Origin of the sequence: Halochromatium salexigens, assembly GCF_016653295.1 — a bacterium.
Classification (GTDB): domain Bacteria; phylum Pseudomonadota; class Gammaproteobacteria; order Chromatiales; family Chromatiaceae; genus Lamprobacter; species Lamprobacter salexigens.
In genome coordinates this window covers 243,965-262,662 of record NZ_NHSF01000059.1, presented here as the reverse complement: position 1 = coordinate 262,662, position 18,698 = coordinate 243,965, and the positions used below count along the sequence as shown (strand labels likewise).

Sequence of the window (18,698 nt, the reverse complement as noted above, 5' to 3'; positions counted from 1 at the left end):
AGAGCAAGCAGATGATGGATTTGTGGCAGTGGCTGCCGCTTCCGGTGCAGAGCCTGGTCGCGATTGTTGCGATCATTGTCCCACTACTGACGGTGGTGGCCTGGTATACCTATGCAGAGCGCAAGGTGATCGGTTATATCCAGGCGCGCATTGGGCCAAACCGGGTCGGCTGGCGTGGGTTGTTGCAGCCGATCGCCGATGCACTGAAGCTGCTGGTCAAGGAGATCATCGTACCAACCAAGGCCAACAAGGGCCTGTTCCTGCTCGCGCCACTGATCTCGATCGTGCCGGCGCTCGCGGCTTGGGCAGTGGTTCCCTTCGATGCCGGCCTCGTGCTCGCCGATATCAATGCCGGCCTGCTCTATGTGCTGGCACTGACCTCACTCGGGGTCTACGGCGTCATCATTGCTGGCTGGGCCTCGAACTCGAAGTACGCGCTGCTCGGCGCGATGCGTGCAGCGGCGCAGATCGTCGCCTATGAGATTGCGATGGGCTTCGCGCTGGTCGGGGTGCTGGTGGCGGCCGGCAGCCTGAATCTGAGCGCTATCGTCGAGAGCCAGAGCGGCAATCTACTCACCTGGTTCTGGCTGCCGCTGCTGCCATTGTTTGGGGTCTACTTCATCTCCGGCGTGGCCGAGACCAACCGTGCGCCTTTCGATGTCGCCGAGGGTGAGTCGGAGATCGTCGCCGGTTTCCACGTCGAATACTCCGGCATGGCCTTCGCGATCTTCTTCCTCGCCGAGTACGCGAACATGGTGTTGATCGCGATGCTGACCACGCTGCTGTTCTTCGGCGGCTGGCTATCACCGTTCCAGGGTATCCCGATGCTCGACGAGGCGACGGCTTGGGTGCCGGGGCTGATCTGGATTCTGCTCAAGACCTTCTTTTTCATGTTCGTCTTCCTCTGGCTTCGCGCGACCTTTCCGCGCTACCGTTATGATCAGATCATGCGGCTGGGCTGGAAGGTGTTCATTCCGATCACAATCGTCTGGATTCTTGTGGTCGCCGTGGCCGTGCTCGCGCAGTTACCACCCTGGTGGTCGGCCGCATCCGCCTAGTTGGGATGGTGATGCCGAGTGACCGCGACCTCCGCGCTAGTCGATAGACGATAGAGTGAACCATGCTTCAAGCCGCTCGCACGTATCTCAACAGCCTCCTGCTCGTCGAACTCTTCCGTGGAATGGGCCTGACCGGGCGCTACCTGTTCAAACGCAAGTTCACGGTGCAATATCCGGAAGAAAAGGGGCCGATCTCGCCGCGTTTCCGTGGTCTGCATGCGCTACGCCGCTATCCAAACGGTGAAGAGCGATGCATTGCCTGTAAGCTGTGCGAGGCAACCTGCCCAGCATTGGCGATTACTATCGAGGCCGAGCCACGAGACGATGGGTCGCGGCGCACCACGCGCTACGATATCGATCTCTTCAAATGCATTTACTGTGGCTTTTGCGAGGAGTCATGCCCGGTCGATTCGATCGTCGAGACCGATATCTACGAATACCACTTCGAGAATCGCGGCGAGAACATCATGACCAAGGATAAATTGCTCGCGATCGGGGATAAATACGAGTCGCGGATCGCGGCGGCGCGGAGCGCAGATGCGCCCTATCGCTGAGCGACAGCGCGACTAAAAAAAGTGAGTGGCAGCGATATCGCTGCCCGGGCTGGGCGCATCGAGTGCGTGGTCCGATTGAAATATCGACTGTCAACGTCTGTCTGCGCGCGAGCCCCTCGCTCTTCCGCGCAGCCACGCCAGCTGGAAATCCCATGGGCTTCGAAAAATTCCTCTTCTACGTCTTCGCGGCCATCACCGTCGTCGCGGCAGGGATGGTCGTGACGCGCCGCAACCCGGTGCACGCGGTGCTGTTTCTGGTGTTGGCCTTCGTCAGCAGTGCCGCCCTTTGGCTGCTGCTCGAGGCGGAGTTCCTCGGCATCGTGCTGGTGCTAGTCTATGTCGGTGCGGTGATGGTGCTGTTCCTGTTCGTCGTGATGATGCTCGATATCGACATCGCCGCGCTGCGTGGGCAATTCATTCGCTACCTGCCGATTGGGCTACTGATCGCGCTGGTGATGGTGGTGAATCTGTTCCTGGTCTTGGGTCCGTCCAACTTCGGGCTCGAGCTGTTTGCGAAGCCCGAGGCGCAGCCTGCCGATTACAGCAATACGGTCGAGCTCGGGCTGCAGCTCTACACCACCTATCTGTATCCATTCGAGATCGCCGCGGTGATCCTGTTGGTGGCGATCGTCGCCGCCATTCGCCTGACCCTGCGCCGGCGGCCTGAAACCAAGTATCAGGATGCCTCGAAGCAGGTGCGGGTGAAGAAGGGACCGGATCGCATCCGCCTGGTCTCAATGCCGGCCCTGAAGGAGAAGTCCAAATGATCGCCCTCTCCGATTACCTGCTGCTCGGCGGGCTGCTGTTCTCGATCTCGGTCGCCGGGGTGTTCCTGAACCGAAAGAATGTGATCATCCTGCTGATGTGCATCGAGCTGATGCTGCTGGCGGTGAACATGAACTTCGTCGCCTTCTCGCATTTCCTCGGCGATCTGAGTGGTCAGATCTTCGTCTTCTTCATCCTCACCGTCGCCGCTGCCGAAGCCGCGATCGGGCTCGCCATCCTGGTGGTCCTGTTCCGCAATCGGCGCACCATCAACGTCGACGATCTGGACATGCTCAAGGGCTGAGCCCACCGGACACCGCTCGGAGAATCCTTCCATGGAGACCGTCTATCTGACCATCGTGCTGGCGCCGCTGATCGGCGCCATCATTGCCGGCTTCTTCGGCGGCAAGATCGGCCGCGTCGGCGCGCACTCGGTGACCATCCTTGGCGTCGGCATCGCGACCTTGCTGTCGCTCTGGGTGCTGTCGCGCTTCATCTGGCACGACGAGCAGGCCTTCAACGGCACCGTCTACACCTGGATGGTCGCCGATGGCATCCGCTTCGAGATCGGCTTCCTGGTCGATCGCCTCACCGCGCTGATGATGGCGGTGGTGACCTTCGTTTCGCTGATGGTGCACATCTACACCATCGGCTACATGGCCGACGACGCCCACAACTGGCCCGAGGACTCGCGCGTCGGCACCAACAGCTATCAGCGCTTCTTCAGCTATATCTCGTTGTTCACCTTCTCGATGCTGATGCTGGTGATGTCGAACAACTTCCTGCAGCTGTTCTTCGGCTGGGAAGCGGTGGGCCTGGTCTCCTATCTGCTGATCGGCTTCTACACGGTGCGTGAGTCGGCGATCTCGGCGAATCTCAAGGCCTTCCTGGTTAATCGGGTCGGCGATTTCGGCTTCATCCTCGGCATCGCCGCGGTGGTGATGTACTTCGGCTCGCTCGACTACGCCGAGGTCTTCGCGCAGGCGCCGGCGCTGGCCGATACCCAGGTCGCGGTGCTCGGCGGGGTCTCGCTGATGACCCTGATCTGTATCTTGCTGTTCATCGGTGCCATGGGCAAATCGGCGCAGATGCCGTTGCACGTCTGGCTGCCGGATTCGATGGAAGGCCCGACGCCGATCTCGGCCCTGATCCACGCCGCGACCATGGTCACCGCCGGTGTCTTCATGGTCGCGCGCATGTCGCCGCTCTATGAGCTCTCGACCACGGCGCTGTCGTTCGTGCTGGTGATCGGCGCGGTCACCGCCTTCTTCATGGGGCTGGTCGGGCTGGTGCAGAACGATATCAAGCGCGTCGTCGCCTACTCGACCCTGTCCCAGCTCGGCTACATGATCGCGGCGCTCGGCGCTTCGGCCTATGCCGCTGGCATCTTCCACCTGATGACCCATGCCTTCTTCAAGGCGCTGTTGTTCCTGGCCGCAGGCTCGGTGATCATCGCCATGCACCATGATCAGGACATCCGCAACATGGGTGGCTTGAAGCGCTACATGCCGATCACCTGGATCACCGCGCTGCTTGGCTCGCTGGCGCTGATTGCCTTCCCCGGCTTCTCCGGTTTCTTCTCCAAGGATGCGATCATCGAGGCGGTGGGACATTCCCACATCGGTGGCGCGGGTCTGGCGCATCTGCTGCTGACCCTGGGGGCCTTCGTCACCGCGCTCTACAGCTTCCGGCTCTATTTCCTGGTCTTCCACGGTGAGCCGCGCATGGATCATCACACCCGCTCGCATCTGCACGAGACGCCTTGGGTCGTGACCATCCCGTTAATCGCACTGGCAATCCCTTCGGTCTTCATCGGCTGGTACGCCATCGAGCCCTTGCTGGTGCAGAACTGGCTCGGCGATGCGATCACCGTGAAGCCCGAGCAGGATACGCTGCATCATCTGGCCGCGCATTGGCATGGGCAGCGCGAATTCATTCGTCACGGGATGCAAGCTGCGCCGTTCTGGCTATCGATGGCCGGCTTGGTACTGGCGGCCTACTACTGGTCCTATGTGCTGCAGCGCAATCCGAAGATCGATGTCGAGCTGCAGCAGCGGGGTGGCTGGCTGACCCACCTGCTCGAGGACAAGTACGGCTTCGACGACTTCAACCAGCGCGTGTTCGCCGGTGGAAGCCAGCGCATCGGCCGCTTCCTCTGGAAGAGCAGCGATCAGCGCATGATCGATGGCGCGGTGGTGAATGGCTCGGCGCGGGCGGTGGGTTGGCTCGCGGGCGTGGTCCGGCATCTGCAGACCGGCATGCTCTACCACTACGCCTTCGCGATGATCCTCGGGCTGGTGGTCCTCTTGACCCTGTTCGTGACCCTCTAAGACGCGGGAGACGCGGCGCATGTTATTGGAATTTCCCTGGCTCTCGTTGATCATCTGGTTGCCGATCATCGGCGGTATCGCGGTCATCGCCAGTGGTGAGCAGAATCTCGAACTCACCAAGCGCATCGCCTTGGCGTATGCGATCCTGACCTTCGTGGTCAGCCTAGTGCTCTGGTTCGGCTTCGACGCGACGACCGCCGAGATGCAGTTCGTCGAACGCTCGGCCTGGCTGCCGGCACTCGGGGTCGAATACCACCTCGGCATCGATGGCATCTCGATGCCGCTGATCCTGCTGACCACCTTCATCGGCATCTTCGTCATCATTGCCGGCTGGGATGTGATCAACTATCGGCCCTCGCACTACATGGCCGCCTTCTTGATCATGGAAGGCATCATGGTCGGGGTCTTCTCGGCGCTCGATGCGATCCTGTTCTACTTCTTCTGGGAGGCGATGCTGATCCCGATGTTCATCATCATCGGGGTCTGGGGCGGGCCGAATCGGGTCTACGCGACCATCAAGTTCTTCCTCTACACCTTCTTCGGCTCGGTGTTCATGCTGGTCGCGCTGATCTATCTGTACTTCCAGACCGGTAGTTTCGACATCCTCGGCTTCCATGCCGCGCCGCTCGGCCTGAGCGCGCAGATCCTGATCTTCATCGCTTTCCTGCTCGCCTTCGCGGTCAAGGTGCCGATGTTTCCGGTGCATACCTGGCTGCCGGACGCGCACGTCGAGGCACCGACCGGCGGCTCGGTGATCCTGGCCGCGATCATGCTCAAGATCGGCGGCTATGGCTTCTTGCGCTTCAGTCTGCCGATCACGCCGGACGCCAGCGCCGCGCTCGACTGGCTGATCATCGCCATGTCCCTGATCGCGGTGATCTACATCGGCCTGGTGGCCTTGGTGCAGAAGGACATGAAGAAGCTGATCGCCTATTCGTCGATCGCGCACATGGGCTTCGTCACCCTGGGCTTTTTCATCATCTTCGCGATCTTCCAGCGCGCCGAGACCGCCGGTGCGGTGATGGGCATCGAGGGCGGCATGGTGCAGATGATCTCGCACGGATTCATCTCCGGCGCGCTCTTCCTCTGCGTCGGCGTGCTCTACGACCGCATGCACACGCGCGAGATCTCGGCCTATGGGGGCGTGATCAATCGCATGCCCTGGTTTGGGGCCTTTGTCGTCTTCTTCGCCATGGCCAACGCCGGTCTGCCGGGCACCTCGGGCTTCGTCGGCGAGCTGATGGTGATCCTGGCCGCGTTCCAGGCCGATTTCTGGTTCGCCTTCCTGGCCGCGACCACCTTGGTGCTGGCCGCCGCCTTCACGCTCTGGCTGGTCAAGCGGGTGATCTTCGGCGAGGTCGGCAATGAGCAGGTCGCCAAGCTCGAGGATCTGAATCGTCGCGAGACGCTGAACCTCGGCGTACTCGCCGCCGCGACGCTGGCCATCGGCCTCTGGCCCAAACCGCTGATCGATGTGATGGAGCCGACCATCGAGCAGTTGGTGCAGCAGGTGCAGGTCAGCAAGTTGCCGTCGGCGATCGCCGTCGACGACGCCCCGGTTGCCGGACTTCAGCCCTAACGGATCTCTGTGATGACGACGCTTACGCCCTCCCTGACCTCCTCGATGATCGCGATCCTGCCAGAGCTGGTGATCCTGGTCACCGCCTGTACCGTGTTGGTCGCCGATCTCTACACCCGCGACGACCAGAAGCAGAGCAATCACAACTTGACCATCATTGGCCTGCTGCTGGCGCTGATAGCGGTGGGCTTCGTCGGCGGCTCGGTGCCGACTGAGGCCTTCAGCGAGAGCTTCATCCGTGACCCGATGAGCGATCTGCTCAAGGGCGCGATCCTCATCGTCTCGCTGCTGACCTTCATCTATGCCAAGGACTATATGCGCGACCGCGAGATGTGGGTCGGCGAATACCATGTGCTGCTGCTGTTCGCGGTGCTCGGCATGCTGATCATGGTCTCGGCGAACGGCTTCCTGACCCTCTATCTGGGCCTGGAGCTGCTCTCGCTCTGTCTCTATGCGCTGGTCGCCTTCGATCGCGATTCCAAGCAGGGGGCCGAGGCGGCGATGAAATACTTTGTGCTCGGTGCGCTCGGCTCGGGCATGCTGCTGTATGGCATCTCGATGCTCTACGGCGCTTCCGGTGGCTTCGCCTTCGCCGATGTGGCCGCGGCCGTTGCCAGTGATGGCGTCAACGATAAGATCCTGGTCTTTGGACTGGTCTTCGCACTGATCGGTATCGCCTTCAAGTTCGGCGCCGTGCCCTTCCACATGTGGCTGCCGGATGTCTATCAGGGCGCGCCGACGCCGATCGTGCTGTTCCTCTCGAGCGCCCCCAAGATCGCCGCCTTCGCGATGGCCGCGCGCATCCTGATCGAAGCGCTCGGCGGACTGCAGTCGGACTGGGGCGAGATCCTGGTCATCCTCTCGGTGCTCTCGCTGGCGCTCGGTAATGTGGTCGCCATCGCGCAGACCAATATCAAGCGCATGCTGGCCTACTCGACCATCTCGCATGTCGGCTTCATCTTCCTCGGGCTGCTCGCCGGCAGCGAGCAGGGCTATGCCTCGGCGATGTTCTACTCGGTGGTCTATGCGCTGATGTCGGCGGGTGCCTTCGGCGTGCTGTTGATGATCTCGAGCAAGGGCCAGGATGTGCAGGAGCTCGATGACCTCAAGGGCTTATCCGACCGCGCGCCCTGGCTGGCGGCGATGATGGCGCTGATGATGTTCTCGATGGCCGGTGTGCCGCCGATGGTCGGTTTCGTCGCCAAGCTGCTGGTGCTGGAGGCGATTATTGCTCAGGGCATGGTGTGGCTGGCGATCGTCGCGGTGGCGTTCTCGATCATCGGCGCCTTCTATTATCTGCGCGTGGTCAAGATGCTCTACTTCGACAAGCCGACCACCGAGGTGCCGGTAACGACCAATGCGAGCGCGCGGGTGGCGATCACCGTCAACGGTGCCGCGATTCTGTTATTGGGGATGTATCCGGCCACGCTGTTCACGCTCTGCCAGCAGGCGTTTCCGGGCTGAGCCGATTCCGTTCTTGAGCGTCAACCCCTCCATCGCCTGTTGGGGTCGCGGTTTCGCTCAAAAATCTGCAAGGCTCTTCACTGGAAGCGCTCCCGGGCGGTTCAGCACATGCGTGTAGATCATGGTGGTTGAAAAGTCCGCGTGTCCGAGCAGCTTCTGTACTGTACGGATGTCGTAACCGGCCTCCAATAGGTGAGTCGCAAACGAATGCCGCAGCACATGGCTGGTAATGCGCTTGGCGATCCCAGCTTGGCTTGCTGCCCGGTGGATCTACCGTCCCAGTGAGGACTCGTGCAGATGGTGGCGTCGGATCTGTCTCGAGTTCGGGTCCCGCGATAGCTGACTGCTCCCAGATGGATCCCCGCTAATTCGGTGGCCAATGCACTCATGCCGCCACCCCCAGCGCGGTGCGAAAGTCCACGCGCAGCGGGTAGACATAGACGGCCTTGCGCGGCAAGGCGGCGCGGTGGTGGCGATCGAGCTTGCCACGCCCGCTGGTCTCGCCCAGCGTCTGCCAGTTCGCGGCCCGGTAGCAGGTGCCGGCAAAGCGTGGTGTCTCGACAAAGGTCTCCAGCGGCACCGAAGCCGACGGCACCCAGCACCCCGTGGTCCCACTGAATCAGGTAGCGCAGTTGGGCGCCAGGTAGCGGTTTGTAGCCGAGATCGTGGTAGCGATCGATGAGCCCGTTCCACAGCCGTGAGGCGCGTTGATCGGCCACCGGCTCAAGGCGCAGGCCGCTCAGCTGCCGGTCACCGGCATCGGCTCGGGGCAGTTCTCCGGCCCATGCACGAGACCACGACCATTGCCGTTGCCTCGGCTCGGCGCCGGCAGCTCAATGAGGCCAGCGCGATGCAGGCGCAGCAGCCCGACCCGCGCGCTCATGAGCTTCGGGCGGCCTTGGACATCGCGCCAGTCCAAGACCTGGCAGACCCGGCGCGCGATCTCGGCACGCAGGGGCGGGTCCGCCTCGCTCACCGCTTGGCGAATCTGCGCCAGATCCGCCTCGTTAAACGCCCGTCCGCACAGCCGCCTTGGTAGGCTTTCGTCCATCTGTTTTCGCCCCATCAACTAAGATGGGGCGATATCTCACCAGAGGCGGGCAGGTGTGTCCAGCCCCAGTTGGCTCTGATCCTTTTGAGATATGGGTAATGGCATGACTGGATAGCGGGGCAGCTTGCGCGCTTTTTTAGGAGGCAAGGTCTGGCTCCTGACGCTACCCGCACTAAGCGAGAAGGGCGCTGTTTCATCGGGTGTTGTGGCCACGAACACCCGAGCAATGCCATAGCATGGAAAGTCAGCCGGGTCCTTGTCCCCGGCGTCGGCTCCCAAGGATTGGGTTCTGGCCGCACATCCACATCTTCCAGACACCGATTCGAACCCATCCACTGTTGGAGCCTATCCTGATGAGACTCATGCCAATCAGCCTGACCCTACTGCTCGCCATCGCCGGCGGTGTTGCGGCCGAGGAGATGTCGCCCGAGGGCCGCCCCCACTTCTCGGGCAAGGAAGCCGCGACCCTCAAGGAAGCCTTGCACCACTTCGAGGAGGGCAACGAGGAACTCGAGGATTACCTGGAAGATGGCAGCATTGAAGGCGCCGACCTTGCGCACATCCACGAGCTGACCTACACACTCGAGAACGCGATTGCCAAGATGCAGGCCGAACTCGGCGCCTTGGCAGCGACCTTGGAAGAGGTGCATCTCGCCTCCGAGAAAAGCGATATCGATATCGTCCTTGAATCTGGACGCGAGTACCTGTCGATCGCGGATCCATTCGACGACTAAATAAGGGGTTGTCGGGAACGCGCCTCAAGCGGTCCTGGGTGGGGCGCGACGCCAAGAGCACCACCTGGCAGCGTTGCGCTCTGACGATCGCGCTCGCCGGCGCCCTGCTTGGGCCGGCCGATGCCGACGATGATGTCGAACTCGCCCGGCGCCTGCTGAAGCAGGGCCGCATCCTGCCGCTCGAGCAACTGCTCACTCGCGCGCAGGCGCTCCGGGCCGGCATCCCGGTGGAAGTCGAGCTGCACGCTGAGGATGACTCAACCGCCTATGTGTATGAGATCGAGATGCTCGACCGCGAGGGCACTGTCTGGTCGATCGCGTTCGACGCCCAGACGGGCCAATTGATCGATCTCGATACCGATGAGGACTGACGGTCGATGCGCCTCTTGCTGATCGAGGATGATCACGCGCTCGGCAGCGGCCTACGCGCCGATTTGATGGCCAACGGTTACGCGGTGGATTGGGCACTGGATGGCATCGACGGCGCCTTCCTCGGCCGTGACCAGCCCTATGATGCCATCGTCCTCGACCTGGGGTTGCCGGGGAAGCCCGGGCTCGAGGTGCTGCGTGACTGGCGTGCCGCCGAGCTGCGCACCCCCGTGCTCGTGCTGACCGCGCGCGATGCCTGGCACGAGCGCGTCGACGGGCTTAAGGCCGGCGCCGATGACTATCTCGGCAAACCGTTCCATCTGCAGGAGCTGATCGCCCGCCTGCAGGCGTTGATCCGCCGCGCCGTTGGACAGGCCGGCGCCGCCATCAGCAGTGCCGGTCTGCGCCTTGACGACGAGCATCAGCGCGTCGTGCTCGCCGACGGCCGCGAGGTCGAACTGACCGGCACCGAGTTTCGCCTGCTGCGCTACTTCATGCTCAATGCCGACAAGGTGCTCTCCAAGGAGCGACTCATCGCTCATGTCTACGATCAGCATGCCGAGCATGGCAGCAATCTGATCGAGGTCTATGTGCGACGTCTGCGCGAGAAGCTCGGTCGCGAACATCTACGCACCCAGCGGGGGCAGGGTTATGTGTTCCCTTCGCGGCCTTAGCCTGCGTCGCGCGCATGGCGCCATCGTCACTTGCGATGAAATCGCTTGAAGCGCGGTTGCATCTTGGCCTTGGCACCAGCCTGGCGCTGGTCATCGGCATCGCTTGGTGGCTGGGCCACGCCGCGCTGCATCGCAGTACCGATGCCTATGTGCTGTCTCGGCTGCAGCATGATGCCGAGGCCCTGCTTGGCACACTGTCGCAGGCCGCCCCGGCGCTTGAGTTGCAAGCAGAGTCCCACGGGCTGGGTCCCATCTATCAGCAGCCATTCTCCGGCCATTACTACGAGGTCATCGGCGCCGATGGCGCGCGCCGCCTGTCGCGCTCGCTGTGGGATCAACGACTCGCCGCCGAGCCAGTGCCGGCCGGCCATGTCGTCGATTGGGAGACGAACGGCCCGCTCGGCCAGCGATTGCTGGTACGCGGGGCTGGTTATCGGATCGGCGACGAGACTGTCACGATTGCCGTTGCCGAGGATCTGAATCCATTGATGGTCGAGCTGCAGGTGTTCGAGCGCCTGTTCGCGGTGCTCGCGATTGGCGGGCTGATGCTCATGCTCTTGGTGCAACGGCTGATCGTGCGGCGGGCGCTGCTTCAGCTGCGGCCGATCTACCAGGACATTGATGCGCTAGAGCGTGGCACGGCCGAGGCCATCTCCGAGGAGATCCCGCTCGAGATCCTGCCGCTAGTGCGTAAGTTCAACGCGTTGCTCGCCGTTTATGGACAGCGCCTGGAGCGCTCGCGCAACGCCGCCGGCAACCTAGCGCATGCGCTCAAGGGGCCGCTCAACCTGATCTTGCAGCAGCTCGAGCGCCTCGATGAGGCCTCTAGCGAGGATCAGCGCCAGCGCTGCCGGGAGCAGGTGCGGCGCGTGCAAGCGCTGGCGGAGCGCGAGCTGAAACGCTCGCGTATCGCCGGCGGCATGCGGCCTGGCTCAATGTTCGAGACCGCCGCCGATCTGCCGGTATTGATCGAGCTGCTCGAGCGCATGTACGCGGACAAGGGCTTGAACATCCGCTGCGACAACGCGCTGTCAGCGCCCCTGATGATCGACCGCGAGGATATGCTCGAGCTGATCGGCAACCTGCTCGACAATGCCTGCAAATGGGCCAAAAGCCAGGTTTATTGCCGGTTGGAGCCCAGCACCGACGGCCTGCGTCTCTGGGTCGACGATGACGGTCCAGGCTGTGGCGAGGCCGAACTCGCCGCCATCGGCGCGCGCGGGGTACGCATCGACGAGCGCGTGGATGGCCATGGCCTTGGCCTCTCGATCGTGCGTGAGATCCTCGATCTTTACCACGGCCGGCTTGAACTCGGCCGTTCCCCACACCTTGGCGGTTTTCGTGCCAGCGTCGAGCTGCCGGTCACGCACATGCTCACCCCCGCAACGCAGCGGGCTCATAGGCCCGCAACCCGCTCAGGATGAGGGATTTGCGACCCGGCCATGGTCGCCTTTCAGTTTGGTTTCAGCTTCGACCATTAAGCTCTCGCGATCAAGTTCCATCTCGAGTCCCCGCGAGCGGCCGTTCACTGGTTGGCCGCAGGCGGGTGACGCTCTGCGACCGAGCGAGAGACGCCATGTCCGATTCAAGCGGTACAGCCCCTCAGCCGGGCTCGATTCAGGTCTGGGATACCTTCGTCCGCGTCTTCCACTGGACCCTCGCGGTCGGTTTCTTCGTCGCCTATTTTAGCGAGGACGTGCAGCTGCTGCATGTCTGGACCGGCTATCTGATCGGCGTCCTGGTCCTGGCGCGGATCATCTGGGGCTTCGTTGGACCGCAGCACGCGCGGTTCTCCGATTTTGCCTTTCCGCTCAAGGCGGTGCTGGCCTATCTGTTCGATCTGGTCCGCTTCAAGGCGATCCGACACATCGGACACAGCCCGGCCGGTGCGGTGATGGTCTGGGCGCTGCTGGCTGGCCTGCTCGCCATCGTCGGCTCTGGGCTGGTGCTGTATGCACTGGAGGAGAACGCCGGGCCGCTCGCGGGTTTCGTGAGTACTGATGAGTTCAACCAGGGTGTTGCGCCGTTCGCACTGGTCTCGACGGCGCAGGCCGATGATGACGATGAAGAACATGGCGAGCATGGTGAAGCCGGCGAGCGCACAGGTGAAGGCTATGCCGAGCGCGGGTCTGGACAGCGCGAAGCGCACGAGGGCGCCGAGGAGTTCTGGGAGGAACTGCACGAAGTCCTCGCCAATCTGGTCCTGATACTGGTCTTGTTGCACATCGTTGGCGTCGTCTTCGCGAGCATCGCCACGCGCGAGAACCTGCCACGCAGCATGGTCACTGGTCGCAAACGACCGCTCGGCCAATGAACCTGCTTGCCGCTTTTGGGCGCCAACGCGTCCCCCGTGCTTTTTCTTGGCGCCAAGTCGCCCCCGGTGCTCGGCTCTTGACTGGGCGAGCGGGTGCGTGCGTGCAGGTGTCGACTGTCTGGCGCGACAAGGGCTTGAGTGCGCGCTTTGGCCCAGCCTGGTTTCTGCTGTCGATGTTGGTTCTGACAGCACCCATGACGGCTGACGCCGCTTCGCCCGCCAGCACCTTAGTGTCTTCTGGTGCCGCTGGTGCCGCTGGTGCCGCTGGTGTCGCTGGTGCCAATGCGGCATCACCGGCGACCCTCGCTGAGGCCGTCGCTGCCGCATTGGAGCAAGCCGGGCAACTGATCCGCACGGATGCGCTGCGCGGCGAGGCCGACGCGGTACGCCGCCAGGCCGGTGCCTGGACCGCCGCTGATCCGGCGCTGCGCCTCAAAGGGGTGTCCGATCGCTTCACCGGCGATGACGGTGCCTACGAGGTCGAGGCCCTGCTCGAGCTGCCGCTCTGGCTGCCCGGCCAGCGCCGCGCGCGCCTGGAGCTGGCGGGCTCGCTCGGCCTGCGGGCCGAGGCCCTGGCGCGGCTGTTGCGCTGGGAGGTTGCTGGCACGGTGCGTGATGCGGTCTGGGCAGCCAAGCTCGCCGAGGTCCAGCTACAGCAGGCGAACGCCACCTATGAGGCCGCACAAGGACTTGAGTCAGTGGTGGCCAAACGCTACAACGCCGGCGAGCTGGCGCGGCTCGACCTGCTGACCGCGCAGCAGGAGACGCTCGCCCGCCAGGCCGAACTGACCGCCGCGCGTGCGGACTGGGAGCAGGCGAAAGCGGCCTATGCGCAGATCACTGGCCGGCTGCAGTTGCCGGAGCCACCGAACTGGCCGAGCGTGCCACCGATCACGACTGACCAGCGCCTTGGCAGCGACGGCATGGCGAGCAACGGCATTGGCGGACTACCCAACGATCACCCGCTGCTTGCCGAGGCCGATGCCGCACTGGCGCGCGCACGCGCCGAGCGTGAGCAGGTCGTCAGCGATCGCCGTGGCACCCCCATTCTGAGTCTCGGCGGCAGGCGGACGCGCGACGCGCGTGCCTTTCCTGCCGACGATGCCCTGCAGCTCGAGCTGTCGATCCCGTTCGGCCTCGCCAGCCAATCGGCACCGGAGATCGCCGCCAGCGAGCGGCAGGTCACCGAGCGCCTGGCCGAGCTGCACCGGATGCGCCGCGAGGCCGAGCGCGAGCTGGCGGCGGCGGTGCTCGCTCGGCGCGGGGCCGCAGAGGCCTTGCAGGTCGCCGAGCGGCGCGCAAGTTTGGCCGCCGATGCGCTGTCGGTCGCCCAGCGTGCCTTCGAGCTCGGCGAGACTGATCTCGCCGAGCGGCTGCTTGCCGAGCGACGCGCCCGCGAAGCCCATCTCGATCTCGCCCTGCGCCGCGCCGAACAAGGCCAGGCACTGGCGCGGGTCAATCAAGCCTTAGGGATGATCCCGCAATGATGTGCTCCAACCACAACGGTCGCCTGAGCCGGCCAAATTGGGTGAGTCAGATTCAGTGCATGGTGAGCGCGCCCGGCTCACGGCTCGCCTCACGGCTCGACTCGGGGTTCGGCCCCGCACTGGGAGCGATCCTGCTGCTCTTGGGTGCCACCGGCGCCACGAGCGCAGCCGCAGCTGATCTGATCCCACTGACACTAGCCGAGCAGGAGCGCTTCGGCATCGAACTGGCCGCACCGCAACCGGCCGCAACCAGCCTCACGCGCCGCTACCCGGCGCGCGTCGCCGTTCCCAACCCACAACTGCGGGTGGTCGCCGCGCGCAAGGCTGGCGTGGTCGAGACCTTGCTGGTCGCCGAGGGCGAACGGGTGACCGCGGGGCAGATCATGGCGCGCCTGCAGAGTCCGGATCTGGTCTCGGCGCAGAGCGACTATCTCGAATCCTTGACCCGCCTGGCCTTGGCCGAGAGCGAAGTGGCGCGCGATCGCATGCTGCAGCGCGAAGGGGTGATCGCCGAGCGGCGGCTGATCGAGAGCCAATCGCGCCGCGACGAGCTCGCGACCATGGTCCAGCAACGCCGCCAGGTGCTGGCGCTGGCCGGCATGTCTGCGGCCGATATCGATACCCTCGCCCGCAGTCGCACCCTGACCACCAGTCTACCGGTGCGCGCGCCGATCGCGGGCGTGGTGCTGGAGCAGATGGTCAGTACCGGCCAGTCATTGACGGCGGCCACGCCGCTGTATCGGATCGCCGATCTCGAGCCCTTGTGGATCGAGGTGCATGTGCCGGTCGATCGGGTCGCGGACCTCGCACCCGGCGACCGGGCGTTGCTGCCGACACTGGGCATCGAGGGGCGCATCATCACCGTTGGTCGCCTGGTCCACAGTCAGGACCAGGGCGTGCTGGTGCGCGCCGAGGTAGCCGATGGCGCCGAGCAGCTGCGCCCGGGCCAGTTCATCGAGGTACAGCTCGCCGCGACCACCGAGGCCGGCGGGCGCTGGCGGGTGCCGGCGGCGGCGGTCGTGCGCCATGCCGGTGAGGCCATGCTGTTCGTTGCACGCGAGGGCGGTTTCGAGCCGATTTCGGTGCGGCTGATCGCCGAGGAAGAGGGCGAGACCGTGGTCACCGGCTCGCTCGCGGCCTCGGATCGGATCGTGGTCAAGGGCGTGGTCGAACTCAAGGCGGCCTGGCTTGGAGCCGCCGGCTGATGTTTGCTCGCCTGATCGGATTCGCACTCACCCAGCGGCTGCTGATGCTGCTGGTGGCCCTGGCCCTGGTCGGGGCCGGCTGGCGCGCGTTCCAACAGACCCCGATCGATGCCTTTCCGGATGTCTCGGTGCCACAGGTCAAGGTGGTGATGAAGGCACCGGGAATGACGCCGGAGGAGATCGAGACCCGGATCACCAGCCTGATCGAGATCGAGATGCTCGGCATCCCGAATCAGGTCATGCTGCGCTCGATCGCCAAGTACGGGCTCACCGATATCACCGTCGACTTCGAGGAAGGCACCGATATCTACTGGGCGCGCCAGCAGGTCGCCGAGCGGCTGGCGGCGATTCGCAGCGATCTGCCGGCCGGCATCGAGGGCGGCCTCGCGCCGCTGACCACGCCGCTCGGCGAGATGTTCATGTTCAGCATCGAGGGCGATGCCCTGACGCTGGCCGAGAAGCGCGACCTGCTCGACTGGACCATCCGCCCGGCGCTGCGCTCGGTGACCGGTGTGGCCGACGTCAACTCCCTGGGCGGCTTCGTGACCACCTTCGAGGTCGAGCCCGACAACGCGCGGATGAGCGCCTACGGCATCAGTCTCGGGCAGCTGCGCGCGGCGATCGAGGCCAACAACCGCAATGACGGCGCCGGGCGGCTCGATGACGGCGAAGAGGTCTTGCTGGTGCGCAGCGAGGGCGCGATCCAGACCTTGGAGGATCTGGCCGCGATCGTCGTCGGCGGCGATGCCGGCCAACCGGTGCGCGTTGCCGATGTCGCCGAGGTGCGGCGCGCGGCGCTGACCCGCTATGGGGCGGTGACGCGCAACGGCGAAGGCGAGGCGGTCGAGGGACTGGTGCTCGGACTGCGCGGCGCCAACGCGCGCACGCTGGTCGCGGGCGTCCAGGCCAAGCTCGACGAGCTGGCGGCCGGCCTGCCTGAGGGCATCGAGATCGATGTCTTCTACGATCGCGGCGTGCTGGTCGATCGAGCGGTGTCGACGGTGAGCATGGCCTTGGTGCAGGCGGTGGTGCTGGTCGTGCTGCTGTTGGTGCTCTTTCTTGGTGATCTGCGCGCGGCGCTGACGGTGGCCCTGATCCTGCCGTTGGCGGCGCTTGCGACTTTCGTGCTGATGCGGGTGTTCGGGCTCTCGGCCAACCTGATGTCGCTCGGCGGCTTGGCGATCGCGATCGGCATGCTGGTCGATTCGGCCGTGGTGGTGGTCGAGAACGTCGTCACTCAGCTTGCTCGTCATGGCACGAATGGGAGCGGAGGTGACACCGGCGCACGCCGCCTGCCGCGGCTGCATCTGATCTATCGGGCGACGCGCGAGGTCGCCGTCCCGGTTGCCTCCGGCACCCTGATCATCGTCATCGTGTTCCTGCCGCTGCTGACCCTGCAGGGGCTCGAGGGCAAGCTGTTCGTGCCGGTGGCGCTGACCATCGTCTTCGCGCTGGCGAGCGCGCTGCTGCTGTCGCTCACAGTGATCCCGGTGCTGGCCTCCTATCTGCTCGGCAAGGGTGGCGCCGAGGAGCCCTGGGTGGTGCGTCAACTGCTCAAGGTTTATGGCCCCTCGCTGACTTGGGCGCTGAAGCGCGAATGGCTGATCGTCGGGCTCGCGGTGGCGCTGCTGGTCGGCGCCGGCGCGCTCTATCTGCGCGTCGGCAAGACCTTCATGCCGACCATGGATGAAGGCGATCTGATCGTGCAGCTGGAGAAGCTGCCATCGATCAACCTGCAGCAGTCGCTCGACATCGATCTGCGGGTGCAGCAGGCGATCATGGAGGCGGTGCCCGAGGTGCGCGGTGTCGTCGCGCGCACCGGCTCCGATGAGCTGGGCCTGGACCCGATGGGGCTGAACCAGACCGACAGCTTCCTGGTCCTGGCGCCGCGCGAGGACTGGCGCTTCGACACCAAGGACGCGCTGATCGACGCCATCCGCACCGTGATCGAGGGTTTTCCGGGGCTGGACTATGCGTTCACCCAGCCGATCGAGATGCGGGTCTCGGAGATGCTCACCGGTGTGCGCGGCGATCTGGCGGTCAAGGTCTTCGGTGGCAATCAGGATGAGCTGAATCGGATCACCGACGAGATTGTCGCCGTGCTCGAGCAGCTCGATGGCGCCGAGGATGTGTTCACGCCCAAGAACGAGGGCGCGCAGTATCTGAACCTGGTGATCGATCGGCTCGAGGCCGGGCGGCTCGGGGTCGATGCCGATGCGCTGGCGGCGATGCTGCGCGCCCAGATCGAGGGGCTCGAGATCGGCACCATCTATCGCGAGGGCAAGCGCCGGGCGCTGGTGATCCGTGGCTCCGAGGCGCTGCGCACCTCGCCGGCGCGCTTCCGTGGCCTGCAATTGGCGCTACCCGATGGGCGCTCGGTGCCGGTGGACAATCTGGTGCGCATCGAGCGCGTGACCGGGCCGGTAGTGCTCTCGCGCGAGCTTGGCAACCGCATGGCGACGGCGGTCGCCAACGTCGGCAGCGGGCGTGATCTGGTCGGCTTCGTCGACGAGGCACGCGCGGCCGTCGCCGAGCAGGTCAAGCTGCCGGTCGGCTATTGGATCGAATGGGGCGGTGAGTTCGAGAACCAGCAGCGCGCCGCCGCGCGGCTGGCGCTGGTGGTGCCGATCGCGCTGGTGCTGATCTTCCTGGTGCTGTTCTCGACCTTCGGCTCGCTGCGCCAATCGCTGCTGGTGCTCTCGAATATCCCGTTTGCGCTGATCGGCGGCGTGGTGGCCTTGGCCGTCACCGGCGAGTACCTGTCGGTGCCGGCCTCGGTCGGCTTCATCGCGCTGCTCGGTATCGCGGTGCTGAACGGGGTCATGTTGGTGACCTGGTTCAACCAGCTGCGCGCGATGGGACGGCCGATGCAGGAGGTGGTGGTCGAAGGGGCCAAGCGCCGCCTGCGACCGGTGCTGATGACGGCCACCACGGCCGCGTTCGGGCTAGCGCCGTTGCTGTTCGCGACCGGCCCCGGCTCCGAAATCCAGCGCCCGCTGGCGATCGTCGTCATCGGTGGGCTGGTCTCGTCGACCCTGCTGACGCTGGTGCTGTTGCCGATCCTGTATCGGCGCTTCGGTTGATCAGCTTCGGTTGATCACAGGCCTGACTGGA

17 protein-coding genes and 2 pseudogenes are annotated in these 18,698 nt (G+C 64.5%); 15 read left to right on the top strand and 4 right to left on the bottom strand.

Going from position 1 to position 18,698, the window contains the following annotated elements:
* Positions 1-11 precede the first annotated feature (11 nt).
* The 7 genes from nuoH (at position 12) to nuoN (ending at position 7,750) form a co-directional block, all read left to right on the top strand.
* Positions 12-1,058 (top strand): NADH-quinone oxidoreductase subunit NuoH, encoded by a 1,047-nt coding sequence (nuoH, locus tag CCR82_RS11085; RefSeq protein ID WP_201245849.1) that lies wholly within the window; start codon positions 12-14, stop codon positions 1,056-1,058.
* Positions 1,059-1,120: 62 nt separating this feature from the next.
* Positions 1,121-1,612, top strand: coding sequence for an NADH-quinone oxidoreductase subunit NuoI (nuoI, locus tag CCR82_RS11080; protein ID WP_201245848.1), 492 nt, complete (start codon positions 1,121-1,123; stop codon positions 1,610-1,612).
* Positions 1,613-1,764: 152 nt separating this feature from the next.
* A complete protein-coding gene (locus CCR82_RS11075; protein WP_201245847.1) occupies positions 1,765-2,379 on the top strand; it encodes an NADH-quinone oxidoreductase subunit J in 615 nt (204 codons plus the stop codon).
* A complete protein-coding gene (nuoK, locus tag CCR82_RS11070) occupies positions 2,376-2,681 on the top strand; it encodes an NADH-quinone oxidoreductase subunit NuoK (protein ID WP_201245846.1) in 306 nt (101 codons plus the stop codon). The genes CCR82_RS11075 and nuoK overlap by 4 nt, the downstream gene beginning before the upstream one ends.
* Before the next feature lie 31 nt (positions 2,682-2,712).
* Complete coding sequence (gene nuoL / locus CCR82_RS11065; protein ID WP_201245845.1) at positions 2,713-4,707, top strand: NADH-quinone oxidoreductase subunit L; 1,995 nt, start codon at positions 2,713-2,715, stop codon at positions 4,705-4,707.
* A 19-nt stretch (positions 4,708-4,726) separates the two neighbouring features.
* The gene (locus CCR82_RS11060) at positions 4,727-6,286 is read left to right on the top strand and encodes an NADH-quinone oxidoreductase subunit M (RefSeq protein WP_201245844.1); all 1,560 of its coding nucleotides are present in this window, start codon (positions 4,727-4,729) and stop codon (positions 6,284-6,286) included.
* A 12-nt stretch (positions 6,287-6,298) separates the two neighbouring features.
* Entirely contained in the window at positions 6,299-7,750 is a 1,452-nt protein-coding gene (nuoN, locus tag CCR82_RS11055) for an NADH-quinone oxidoreductase subunit NuoN (protein WP_201245843.1), read from the top strand.
* 57 nt (positions 7,751-7,807) lie between these two features.
* Here nuoN and CCR82_RS18715 read toward each other — a convergent pair.
* The 4 genes and pseudogenes from CCR82_RS18715 to CCR82_RS18700 all read right to left on the bottom strand — a co-directional run.
* A pseudogene (locus CCR82_RS18715) lies at positions 7,808-8,098 on the bottom strand (tyrosine-type recombinase/integrase); the annotation flags it as partial.
* A gap of 37 nt (positions 8,099-8,135) precedes the next feature.
* Entirely contained in the window at positions 8,136-8,345 is a 210-nt protein-coding gene (locus CCR82_RS18710; RefSeq protein WP_338073152.1) for a hypothetical protein, read from the bottom strand.
* Positions 8,346-8,382: 37 nt separating this feature from the next.
* Positions 8,383-8,469: pseudogene (locus tag CCR82_RS18705) on the bottom strand (hypothetical protein); the annotation flags it as partial.
* A gap of 20 nt (positions 8,470-8,489) precedes the next feature.
* The gene (locus CCR82_RS18700) at positions 8,490-8,801 is read right to left on the bottom strand and encodes a hypothetical protein (RefSeq protein ID WP_242513408.1); all 312 of its coding nucleotides are present in this window, start codon (positions 8,799-8,801) and stop codon (positions 8,490-8,492) included.
* A 353-nt stretch (positions 8,802-9,154) separates the two neighbouring features.
* Between CCR82_RS18700 and CCR82_RS11040 the strand changes: the two genes are divergently transcribed.
* From CCR82_RS11040 to CCR82_RS11005, 8 genes are all read left to right on the top strand, one after another.
* Positions 9,155-9,535, top strand: coding sequence for a DUF6746 family protein (locus CCR82_RS11040; RefSeq protein ID WP_201245842.1), 381 nt, complete (start codon positions 9,155-9,157; stop codon positions 9,533-9,535).
* Positions 9,536-9,543: 8 nt separating this feature from the next.
* Entirely contained in the window at positions 9,544-9,906 is a 363-nt protein-coding gene (locus CCR82_RS11035) for a PepSY domain-containing protein (RefSeq protein ID WP_201245841.1), read from the top strand.
* A 6-nt stretch (positions 9,907-9,912) separates the two neighbouring features.
* Positions 9,913-10,578: a response regulator transcription factor gene (locus CCR82_RS11030; RefSeq protein ID WP_201245840.1), complete on the top strand. Its 666-nt coding sequence runs from the start codon at positions 9,913-9,915 to the stop codon at positions 10,576-10,578.
* Between the two features lie 35 nt (positions 10,579-10,613).
* Positions 10,614-12,002 carry an ATP-binding protein gene (locus CCR82_RS11025; protein WP_201245839.1) on the top strand — a complete coding sequence of 463 codons (1,389 nt, stop codon included), beginning with the start codon at positions 10,614-10,616 and terminating at the stop codon, positions 12,000-12,002.
* Positions 12,003-12,154: 152 nt separating this feature from the next.
* Positions 12,155-12,892 (top strand): cytochrome b/b6 domain-containing protein, encoded by a 738-nt coding sequence (locus CCR82_RS11020; RefSeq protein ID WP_201245838.1) that lies wholly within the window; start codon positions 12,155-12,157, stop codon positions 12,890-12,892.
* Positions 12,893-13,086: 194 nt separating this feature from the next.
* A complete protein-coding gene (locus CCR82_RS11015) occupies positions 13,087-14,379 on the top strand; it encodes a TolC family protein (RefSeq protein ID WP_201245837.1) in 1,293 nt (430 codons plus the stop codon).
* 41 nt (positions 14,380-14,420) lie between these two features.
* A complete protein-coding gene (locus tag CCR82_RS11010; RefSeq protein ID WP_338073151.1) occupies positions 14,421-15,584 on the top strand; it encodes an efflux RND transporter periplasmic adaptor subunit in 1,164 nt (387 codons plus the stop codon).
* A complete protein-coding gene (locus CCR82_RS11005) occupies positions 15,584-18,667 on the top strand; it encodes an efflux RND transporter permease subunit (protein WP_201245836.1) in 3,084 nt (1,027 codons plus the stop codon). Before CCR82_RS11010 ends, CCR82_RS11005 begins: the two co-directional genes overlap by 1 nt.
* Positions 18,668-18,698 lie beyond the last annotated feature (31 nt).